Origin of the sequence: Methylobacterium bullatum (assembly GCF_014845095.1) — a bacterium.
Classification (GTDB): domain Bacteria; phylum Pseudomonadota; class Alphaproteobacteria; order Rhizobiales; family Beijerinckiaceae; genus Methylobacterium; species Methylobacterium bullatum.
This window is the reverse complement of sequence record NZ_NKUG01000059.1, coordinates 45527-52453: the sequence shown is the minus strand read 5'-3', so window position 1 is coordinate 52453 and position 6927 is coordinate 45527. Positions and strand designations below refer to the sequence as shown.

Here is a 6927-nt window from a genome sequence, read left to right as displayed (position 1 = left end):
GCCCTCACCCTTACGGTCGCCCCCCTCGACGACACCGCCTGCCGCAAGCGCCTGGAGCGCCTGGGCGCGACCTTCGAGGCGCTGCCGCCGATCTCGAACGGTCAATGCGGCGCGGAGAAGCCGCTGAAGCTCACCCGCCTCTCCGGCGACGTGGCGCTCACGCCTCCCGCGACCCTGGTCTGCAACACGGCCGAGGCCCTGGCGCGCCTGGCGACGGAGGCGCAGGAAGCCTCCGAGCGCATCCTGAAGGCCCCCCTCAGGAGCCTGTCCATCGGCACCTCCTACGAGTGTCGCGGCCAGAACCACGATCCCGAGGCCAAGCTCAGCGAGCATAGCTTCGCCAACGGCGTCGACATCATGGGCTACGGTTTCGACGGGCGTGCACCGATCAAGGTCGGCGCCGGTCTCGACGACGCACCGGAGGCGACGTTCCAGGCCGCCATCCGGGCCAAGGCCTGCGGCTTCTTCCGCACCGTGCTCGGACCCGGATCGGATGCGGCTCACGGCAACCACCTCCATCTCGACGAGCGCGAGAGGAATGCAGGACATCGTCTCTGCCAGTAGGAGATGTGGAACGCCGAAGGGGCGCGCCGGCTTTAAGGAGCGCACCTGTCGATCCCCCGGCGAAAGTTGATCCCGAAATGGCCCATCTGCCCCTGCCGAGTGCCGTCGCGCTCATGGCCCTCGTCTGCCTGGCGACACCGGCGGCGCTAGAGGCGAAGCCGGCAGGAACCACGTCCTCCGACGCGGGCAAGACCACACCCGGCGAGGCCCTGACCGTCGAGGCGATCAACGGCGCGACCTTCACAATGCAGGAGAGCGGCGACAAGGCGGGCGGCAAGAAGGCCCGCACGAGCGCGAAGGACAAGCGACCCCAGCCGCTTCTGGTGAAGGTCCAGGTGCTCCTCGACCGGGCGCATTTCTCCCCCGGCGCCATCGACGGCCGCGACGGCGAGAACATGCGCAACGCCCTGTCGGCCTACGCGGTGGCGCAGGGGCTGCCTGCGAGCCAGACCCTGAACCAGGAGCTCTTCGACAAGCTCGCCGCCTCCAGCGCCGACCCGGTGGTGGTCTCCTACACGATCACCGAGTCCGACGCGGCGGGCCCCTTCGCGGAGAAAATCCCCGCCAAGATGGAGGAGCAGGCCGATCTCGAGGCGATGAGCTACACCAATCCGCGCGAGATGCTGGCCGAGCGGTTCCACATGTCGCGCGACCTCCTCACCGCCCTGAACCCGGACGCCGCCCTCGACAAGGCCGGCACCGGCATCCTCGTGGCGGCGGTCCCGCCCCTGGATACCGGCAAGCCGGCGAAGGACGAGACGAAGCCCAAGGGCAAGGCTGACGGCAAGGCTGGCGGCAAGTCCGACGGAAAGGCGGCCGGCAAATCCGAAGACAAGGCCCGCGATGCATCGGACGGCAAGGTCGAGGGCAAGCCGGCCGCGGACAACGGCACGGACACGTCGAAGAAGGACGATGCGTCCAAGAGCGATGAGGCGCAGAAGAAGGACGACACACCCAAGAAAGACATCGTGCGGGTCGAAGTCGACAAGGTCACGCGCCATGTCCGCGGCTTTGGCGAGGACGGCACCCTGCGGGCCTATTACCCCGCCTCCATCGGCAGCGCGGAGAAGCCGGCCCCGTCAGGCGAGGCCAAGGTGAAGGGCGTCGCCTTCGCGCCGGTCTACACCTACAACCCCAAATACGCGTTCAAGGGCGTGAAGACGAAGAAGACCTTCTCGATCCGCCCCGGCCCGAACAACCCGGTCGGCATCGTCTGGATCGACCTGTCGATCCCGTCCTACGGCATCCACGGCACGCCCGAGCCGGAGAAGGTGGGCAAGACCGAATCCCACGGCTGCATCCGCCTGACCAACTGGGACGCCCGCGACCTCGCCACCCGCATCGAGCGCGGCGCCAAGGTGGTGTTCAAGGACGAGTGAGACCTGTTGCGGCGTGGGATCGATGGTTGGGCCGCCGTCGACCCATAGGGGTCACGGTCTCACCCATCGCAAGGCGTCGATCAGAGCGCGGAGCGCTGGCGTGACCTGCCTGTTGGGATAATAGAGGTGACAGCCCGAGAAGGGCGGGCACCACGCGTCGAGCACCTGAACCAACGTTCCGGCCGCGAGATCGGCTGCGACCTCGTCCTCCAACATGTAGCCGAGCCCCGCCCCCGCGCGCACGGCCGCAGCTGCGAGGGGGCCGTCATTGACGATGAACTGTCCGCCCGCGCGCACCCGTATCTCGCGGCCCTTGTCCATGTCGGTGAACTCCCAGGGCAGGAGGCCGCCGCCACCGATCAGGCGGTAGTTCACGCAGTTATGGGCTTCCAAGTCGCTTGGAGTCGCCGGCCGAGGATGGTGGGCGAAATAGCCCGGCGTGCCGACGACGACCGTGCGCAGGTCCGGTCCGACGCGGACCGACACCATGTCCTGCTCCACCGTGTCGCCGAAGCGTATGCCGGCATCGAAGCCGGCCGTGACGACGTCGGCGAGGCGATCGTCGATCACCACCTCGACCGAGACCGCCGGGTGTTCGAGCAGGAACCGTGGCAGGGTCGGCTCGAGGATGGTGCGGGCGGCGTAGGAGAACGTCGTCAACCGGAGGGTGCCGGACGGCGCGTCGCGCCAATCGGCCAACGCCGCGAGGCCACGCTCGACCTCTTCCAACGCCGGGCCGAGCGAGCGCAACAGTCGCTCGCCGGCTGGCGTCGGGGCGACGCTACGCGTCGTGCGCGCGAGCAGGCGCACACCCAGACGCGTCTCCAAGCCTCGCATCGCATGGCTGAGGGCCGACGGGGACAGGCCGAGTTCGGCCGCGGCCCGTGTGAAGCTGCGGGTCCGTGCCACCGCCGCGAAGGCCGCGAGATCGTCGAGTGCGCCACGCCGCATTGCTGCATTCCATTCACAGACCCTTGCCGCCGGCAACGGCTAATCGAATGGGGGCGGTATCGCTACCATCCGCTGGATCATTAGCGAGGCTCAACAATGGATTTGACGCATTATCGGTCGCTGGGCCGCTCCGGACTCGCGGTGAGCCCCCTGGCGCTGGGCACCATGACGTTCGGCGCGGCGCGCTGGGGTCTCGACGAGGCCGGCAGTCGCGCGGTGTTCGATGCCTATGTCGAGCGTGGCGGCAACTTCGTCGATACGGCCGACGTCTACGCGAGTGGCGGCAGCGAGACGATGGTCGGTCGTTTCGTCGCCGAACGCGGCCTGCGCGACCGGCTCGTCCTCGCCACCAAATCGGGTTTCGCCACCGGGAGCGGACCGCATGCAGGTGGCTGTGGCGCCAAGCACGTCCACGCGGCGATCGACGGTTCGCTGCGCCGCCTGGGAACGGACTACATCGACCTGTACTGGCTGCACGTCTGGGACGGGATCACGCCGGCGGAAGAACTCCTCGAAACGATGGTCGGCCTCGTTCGTGCGGGCAAGGTTCGCTACTGGGGTCTGTCGAACACGCCGGCCTGGTATGCCGCCAAGCTCGCGACCCTCGCCGCCTCGCGCGGTCTGCCGGGTCCGATCGCGCTCCAGTATTTCTACTCGCTCGTCAATCGGGAGGTGGAGGACGAGCACATCCCGCTCGCGGCTGAATTCGGCATGGGCATGGTGCCTTGGTCACCTCTCGCCTACGGGTTGCTCACGGGCAAGTACGACCGCGCCACCGTGGAGGCGGCCGGCCCACTCGCGGGTGGCCTGCCGAAAGACGCGGCGCAGGCCGGTGAGGCGCGCCCGGCCGACGACAAGCGCCTCGACGGCGCGAATCCGTTCGGCGACCGCCTGTTCACGCCGCGCAACTGGGATATCGTGGAGGCCGTCCGCCGCGTGGCCGACGCGATCGGACAATCGCCGGCGCGTGTCGCGCTCGCTTGGGTCGTGGGCAAACCGGGCGTGGCCTCGACCCTGATGGGCGTCAGCCGCGCGGCACAGGTCGCCGACAATGTGGCGTCCCTCGGCCTCGTACTGGAACCCCAGCACCGTGCCGCCCTCGATGCGGCCAGCATGCCCGCCGAGCCGCGACTGATCTACGCCCTGGCGCAACCGCCGTTGCGGCAACAGGTCGTCTTCGGAGGTGCGCAGGTTCACGCTTCGGCAGACATCTCTCGATGCCGCTGACATCCGCCCAGCGCGGTTTGCTGTAGAACGCGCGCGGGGCAGTGCCAGACGTCTCGCACGCGAGGGACAACAGGGATCGTTGTCCCCTCGAACGTCTGATTTTACGCACCGGCTTCCACGAACCGTCCCGTCTCAAGACCACCCGGGATGGACACGGCCTCGTCATGCCGTTCTGGTCGACGACAGGCGAGCGCCGCATCCGGTCGCCTCGGACGATGTCCTGGCCACGGCACCGGCCCGACACGCCCTCGGTGGCCGTTCACGCCGTCCGGCCAATCAGGTGCCAACGCCGAGCAGGCTCGCGTCGCCGCGGATACCGAGAAAGTCTCACATCCTGTCGGCTAGATCGTTTGTTTGCGCCAATGCGGATCTTCGAGTTTTCTCCGCGCCATGTGCATCAGATCGTCCCGCACGGACTTCGTCGCGCTGAACGGGATGTCGAAGTTCAAGCTATGATAGATCAGGCCGAGGACGGTGCCGTAATCGGGATCGTCAGCGCCGCCGTCGATGAAGTCCAAGCCCCATCGGTAGACCGCTTCATGATCCGATGGAGAGGGATCGTCCCCGACGACCAGCCGGCCTCCGGTGATCCACTCGCTCCGCAATGCCGCGATGTCCTGCGCCGTCGGGTTTGTCATGCCGCCTCGTGACGTTCGAACAGGCCCGGAAACGACCGCACCGATCGCCCCAGCCGACCACCTCATCCTGAGGTGCCGAAGCGGAGCGGAGGCCTCGAAGGAGCCCTCCAGTTCGCGCAGCGGGTTCTGGAGCCCTCCTTCGAGGCCGCTGCGCGGCACCTCAGGATGAGGTTAATGCGTTGGACAAACAACTCAAACAGGCTCCAACTCGTCGCCGATTTCAGATCGCAAAATCGGTCACCGCCTTTGCGAAACCCGTTCATCCCCGCGCCCGGTCCGCCGAGGCGATGCTCGCCAGCGCCAACATGGCTGCGTCGCAGAGGAAGGCCAGGGCGGCGGTGGCCAGGGCGCCCTGGAGCATCGGCAGGACGTTCTGGTTCTGCAGTCCGGCGACGATGGGCGTGCCGAGGGTCGAGGCCCCCGCCAGCGCCCCCACCGCCGTGGTGGCGATGGCGAGGACGAGGGCCGTGCGCAGGGCATCGACGAGGCCCGGCATCGCCAGAGGCAGTTCCACGCGCAAGAGGATCTGGAGGCGCGTGAACCCCATGGCTTGCGCCGCCTCGCGTGCCTCGGGCGAGACCGCTTCCAGCGCCCCCACCGTGCCGCGCAGGACCGGCATGATGCCGTAGGCGACGAGCGCCAGCAGGGTCGGCGGACCGCCGAAGCCGAGGATGGGCAGGGCCAGGGCCACCATCACCACCGGCGGCACCGCCTGCGCGGCGGCCGCGATGCCGTCGATGCCACCGCGCAGGGATGCCGCGCCGGCGCGCGTGGCGAGGATGCCGAGGCCGAGGCCGAGCAACGCCACCAGGGCGAGCCCGGTCCCGGCGAGGGCGAGGTGATGCGTTGCCAGGGCCAGCAGGCGCTCCGCGCTCAAGCCGCGCCGCGGCGCCTCCCCGAGGCCCGAGACGATCCAGGCCGCCACGGTCGGATGGCTCATGGCGGCGAGGGCCGCCCCGACGAGACCGGTGGCGAGGGCGGTGCGCAGGCCGGGCCTCATGCGCGCCACCGCGCCCGGCAGGAGGCCTCGACGGCGCTCAGCGACCCTTCCGCCGCCAGGGACAGGAGGATGATGGGGATGGCACCCAGCAGGATCAGGTCCGGGGCGAATTGCGCCATGCCGTCGAAGACGATCCGCCCGAGGCCGCCCGCGCCGATGAGGGCGCCCAGCGTCGCCAGGCCGAGGCTCTGCACCGCCGCGACCCGCAGGGCGCCCACGAGCATCGGCGCGCCGAGGGGCAGCGTCACTCGGGCCAGGATCTGGGCCTTCGTCAGGCCCATGGCCTCGGCGGCGTCGATGGCGGCGGGATCGGCGGCGCGCAGGGCCGTGCCGATCCCGCGCCAGAGGGGCAGCAGCAGGTAGGCGGCGATGCCGAGGAGCGCGGGCCACGGCCCGAGGGCCGAGAGGCCGAGATCGCGCAGCGCCGGCACGGCGCGCAGCACTCCGCCGACGAGGGCGACGAGGGCGCCCAGCAGGGCGACGGCGGGGATCACCTGCACGCCGCTGACGAGGAGCCCGACGAGCCCCTGCGCGGAGCGCCAGAGAGAGAGGAGCACGGCCGCCGGGATGGCGAGGGCGATCGCTCCCCCCGCCAGGAGCAGGTGCTCGGCGATGGCCTCGTGCACCGCCTCCCGCCGCGCGGCATATTCCACCGCCAGGGACAGCCCGTCCAACCCGCCGCCGCGCCAGGCCGCGACCAGGAAACCCGAGGCCGCGAGGATGGCGAGCACGCCGAGCCCCCGGCCTCGAACCCGTGCGATGCTGCCTCCGGCCAGCGCCAGGAGGCAGGACGAGGCCAGCCAGAAGCCGGAGCCGAGGCTGGCCCTCGCGGCCGGCGGCATGGAGGACACGATCCGGGCGGCCTCCGCGCCGAGGCCGAGCAGGAGCACGGCCCAGGCCGACAGGAAAAATCCCAGGGCGAGAAGGCCGCCCGTCCGCCGGGCCGGCATCACACCGACGACGAGGCCGGCCAGCGACAGGAGCGAGACGAGGCCGATCGACCATTCGTGGAACGCGGACGCACGGACGGGATCGCCGGGCAGGAGACGGTTTGCCGCCACATCGAGGAGCGCCATCCCATGGAGGGACGCGACGAGAAGGCCGGCCGCGAAAAGCCCGGCCCATGGCGCTCGATGGCCCGTCGCATGGCGCATCGAAGCGGGCGGCG

General features: G+C 69.9%; 7 protein-coding genes. 3 read left to right on the top strand and 4 right to left on the bottom strand.

Going from position 1 to position 6927, the window contains the following annotated elements; translation table 11 throughout:
- Both MBTS_RS09255 and MBTS_RS09250 read left to right on the top strand, forming a co-directional pair.
- The coding region (locus MBTS_RS09255; protein WP_192215472.1) for an extensin-like domain-containing protein at positions 1 to 564 on the top strand (564 nt) is incomplete at its 5' end.
- A gap of 77 nt (positions 565 to 641) precedes the next feature.
- The gene (locus MBTS_RS09250) at positions 642 to 1943 is read left to right on the top strand and encodes a L,D-transpeptidase family protein (RefSeq protein WP_147833454.1); all 1302 of its coding nucleotides are present in this window, start codon (positions 642 to 644) and stop codon (positions 1941 to 1943) included.
- A 51-nt stretch (positions 1944 to 1994) separates the two neighbouring features.
- Here the strand turns inward: MBTS_RS09250 and MBTS_RS09245 are convergent, their stop codons facing one another.
- The gene (locus MBTS_RS09245) at positions 1995 to 2894 is read right to left on the bottom strand and encodes a LysR family transcriptional regulator (RefSeq protein ID WP_056140402.1); all 900 of its coding nucleotides are present in this window, start codon (positions 2892 to 2894) and stop codon (positions 1995 to 1997) included.
- Between the two features lie 96 nt (positions 2895 to 2990).
- On the opposite strand from MBTS_RS09245, the gene MBTS_RS09240 reads away from it, so the two are divergent.
- Positions 2991 to 4121 (top strand): aldo/keto reductase, encoded by a 1131-nt coding sequence (locus MBTS_RS09240; protein ID WP_192215471.1) that lies wholly within the window; start codon positions 2991 to 2993, stop codon positions 4119 to 4121.
- A 341-nt stretch (positions 4122 to 4462) separates the two neighbouring features.
- Here MBTS_RS09240 and MBTS_RS09235 read toward each other — a convergent pair whose 3' ends face one another.
- The 3 genes from MBTS_RS09235 to MBTS_RS09225 form a co-directional block, all read right to left on the bottom strand.
- A complete protein-coding gene (locus tag MBTS_RS09235; protein WP_147833456.1) occupies positions 4463 to 4759 on the bottom strand; it encodes a hypothetical protein in 297 nt (98 codons plus the stop codon).
- Positions 4760 to 5018: 259 nt separating this feature from the next.
- A complete protein-coding gene (locus MBTS_RS09230) occupies positions 5019 to 5759 on the bottom strand; it encodes an ABC transporter permease (protein ID WP_056140852.1) in 741 nt (246 codons plus the stop codon).
- The gene (locus MBTS_RS09225) at positions 5756 to 6913 is read right to left on the bottom strand and encodes an ABC transporter permease subunit (RefSeq protein ID WP_192215470.1); all 1158 of its coding nucleotides are present in this window, start codon (positions 6911 to 6913) and stop codon (positions 5756 to 5758) included. The genes MBTS_RS09230 and MBTS_RS09225 overlap by 4 nt, the downstream gene beginning before the upstream one ends.
- Between the last annotated feature and the right edge of the window lie 14 nt (positions 6914 to 6927).

Excerpts from the sequence above, each read along its gene's own strand:
- MBTS_RS09225 (WP_192215470.1), bottom strand. The coding sequence starts at position 6,913 with ATGCGCCATGCGACGGGCCATCGAGCGCCATGGGCCGGGCTTTTCGCG.
- MBTS_RS09245 (WP_056140402.1), bottom strand. The coding sequence starts at position 2,894 with ATGCGGCGTGGCGCACTCGACGATCTCGCGGCCTTCGCGGCGGTGGCA.
- MBTS_RS09235 (WP_147833456.1), bottom strand. The coding sequence starts at position 4,759 with ATGACAAACCCGACGGCGCAGGACATCGCGGCATTGCGGAGCGAGTGG.
- MBTS_RS09240 (WP_192215471.1), top strand. The coding sequence starts at position 2,991 with ATGGATTTGACGCATTATCGGTCGCTGGGCCGCTCCGGACTCGCGGTG.
- MBTS_RS09250 (WP_147833454.1), top strand. The coding sequence starts at position 642 with ATGGCCCATCTGCCCCTGCCGAGTGCCGTCGCGCTCATGGCCCTCGTC.
- MBTS_RS09230 (WP_056140852.1), bottom strand. The coding sequence starts at position 5,759 with ATGAGGCCCGGCCTGCGCACCGCCCTCGCCACCGGTCTCGTCGGGGCG.